This window comes from Terrisporobacter muris (assembly GCF_024621905.1).
Lineage (GTDB): Bacteria > Bacillota > Clostridia > Peptostreptococcales > Peptostreptococcaceae > Terrisporobacter > Terrisporobacter muris.
Map to the genome: position 1 here is coordinate 1 of NZ_JANKBY010000418.1, position 2630 is coordinate 2630.

Consider the following 2630-nt stretch of genomic DNA (forward strand, 5'->3'; position numbering starts at 1 on the left):
TTTTTATTATTTTGAATATTTTTATCTTCTATTATTTTTAGTTCATATTCTTTTCCTAGATAGTAAAATATTTCTCCATCAACATATTTTCTATCCTTAAAACTCTCATCAACATGTTCAAATTTATCTAAGGTCTTCATTATCCAAGATGACTTTTCCTCAAGTACTTTTTTTAAAAATGAAATAGATACAGATCTTGGACTAATTATTTCTATGGTGTTTTTTGGAATTATTCTAATGGATATATTTTTTCTTTTTCTATAAACTACATTAACATCTATGACTTCTTCCTTATATAAAAAGTTAATTGAGTTATTTTTATTATCTAAAATTACTTTGTATTTTTCTTTCATTTTCTTCTCCCAAGCTATATATTTATCTCACAGTGCATATGATTTTTTACATCTTCACCTTTTACAGTATAGCCTTGTCCCTTTGAACAAAATATTGAATTGGAAGTATAAAGCTTATCACTATTTTTATCGTAATTTCTAATTTCTAACACTTTATCACTATTATGACATTCATCATATCCATCATAGTTAAAGCTAATTCTTCCTCTTCCTTTAGTGAAGGATATTAATTCAAGCGGATAATCCATAAATTCACTAACAGGCCCTCTACCACTTATAATTGACTTATTATTACTAGAGCCCTTTATATTAAAGCTTCCATTCATTTTTTGTATATCTGAAATTACTCTTCCCATATGATCATTATCTATTTCTATTTTAAATTTATAGTAAGGTTCCAGTAGTATATTTTCCACTTGTTCCAAACCTTGTCTTAAGGCTCTAAATGTTGCTTGTCTAAAGTCGCCACCTTCTGTATGCTTATTATGTTCTTTACCTGTCAAAAGAGTTATTTTCACATCCGTAAGCTCATATCCACCAAGTATTCCCCTATGACTTCTTTCAAATATATGAGTCTTTACTAAGTTTTGATGACCAACAGTAATATCATCCACATGAGCTAAACTTTCAAAGCTTATCCCACTATTTCTTTTAGCTGGTTCAATTTTTAGTACAACTTCAGCGTAATGTCTTAATGGTTCAAAATGACCCACACCTATGGTTTGATCTTTTATAGTTTCTTTATATAAAATTTCACAAGGACCAAAGTCAACTTCCAGATTAAACCTTTCTAAAACTATTTCTTTTAAAACTTCCAACTGAATTTTGCCCATTATATTAATTTTAATTTCCTTAAGCTCTTCACTATATGTAGGATTTAATGATATTTCTTCTTCTCCTAAAATTTTAAAATAAGAGTAAACATCTTTAATATTTACACTTTCATCAAATAATACTTTTGTGCTTAAAGTAGGTACAATAAAGTTATCATCTTCACTATCTAGATTATAAAGCCTATTTTCTTCTTTGCTAGAAATTACAAGTCTAGATGGATAAGCTTCACTTAAACCTTTTATAGCTACTATTTCACCAGCAAAAGCTTCATCTCTTTTTATAAATTTATCACCTTTATAAATTCTTATTTCATTGACTTTTTCTCTTAATATATCATTTTGGACCATATAAGAAAGTTCATCTTTAATTTTTAATTTACCTTCCAAAACTTTTATAAAAGTTAGCTTTTGTTTATTCTCTTCACTTTTTATTTTATATACCTTTCCACTAAAGCTTTTGTTTTCATCATAATTTGCTTCACTCAAACTCTCTAATACTTCTAAAAGTACACCTATATTTTCATCATAAAGAGCTGAGCCAAATACACAAGGATATATGTTACAACTATTGAATAATGATTTAATCTTTTTAAACCATAGCTCATAATCAAAATTATCATCTAAAAATCTTTCTAATAATTCTTCATCTTTTTCTGCAATAAATTCTATTAGTTCATCACTCATATTCTTGTTTAATTCTTTTGTGAAATCAAATATATCTTTAGATAAATTTTCTTTTAAACTTATATTTATTTCTTCTCTATTTGATATATCTCTATCCATCTTATTTACAAAAATAATGGTTGGTATATTATGTTCTTTTAAATAATTAAAAATAGTTTCACTATGGGACTGGACTTTCTCCACACCACTTATAATTAAAATAGCATAATCTAACATCTTCAAACTTCTTTCCATCTCTGGGCTAAAATCCACATGTCCTGGTGTATCTATTAAATAGTAATTTGAATCTTTATAGTTAAAATACCCTTCCTTGGAAAATATAGTAATGCCTCTTTGTCTTTCTATTTGATTATTATCAAAGTATGAATCTTTATGATCCACCCTTCCTCTTTTTCTTATGGAATTTGTATGATAAAGTATTTGTTCACATAGAGTAGTTTTTCCACTATCCACGTGAGCTAAAATACCGATTATTTTATTCATCTTACACCTCATTTAGTCATAATATATAAACTTATCTTATCACATTACATAAGTATTAGTAAAATGGATTACACACCAAAATTTGCTTGAGCTACATGTTTACGAAACATTTTAGGCCACTCTCCACTTCATGTAGAAAAGTGGGTATCTATTGCTCTATTTAGGTGTATTGGATTTTATCTTCTATTTCCATTGACAAATTTATTATTTTTATTTAATATAAATATGATAGTTATTCTCATTTGTAAATAAGTTATAATTGATAATCAACTTCTAT

At 26.7% G+C, this 2630-nt stretch carries 2 protein-coding genes; both read right to left on the reverse strand.

Translation table 11 applies throughout. The annotated features are described in order from the left end of the window. Positions 1-353: M48 family metallopeptidase (locus NSA58_RS18620; protein ID WP_257560826.1), on the reverse strand; the 353-nt coding region annotated here is incomplete at its 3' end. A gap of 14 nt (positions 354-367) precedes the next feature. Beyond that, positions 368-2353 carry a GTP-binding protein gene (locus tag NSA58_RS18625; protein WP_039678591.1) on the reverse strand — a complete coding sequence of 662 codons (1986 nt, stop codon included), beginning with the start codon at positions 2351-2353 and terminating at the stop codon, positions 368-370. Positions 2354-2630: the final 277 nt, after the last annotated feature.

Excerpts from the sequence above, each read along its gene's own strand:
- NSA58_RS18625 (WP_039678591.1), bottom strand. The coding sequence starts at position 2,353 with ATGAATAAAATAATCGGTATTTTAGCTCACGTGGATAGTGGAAAAACT.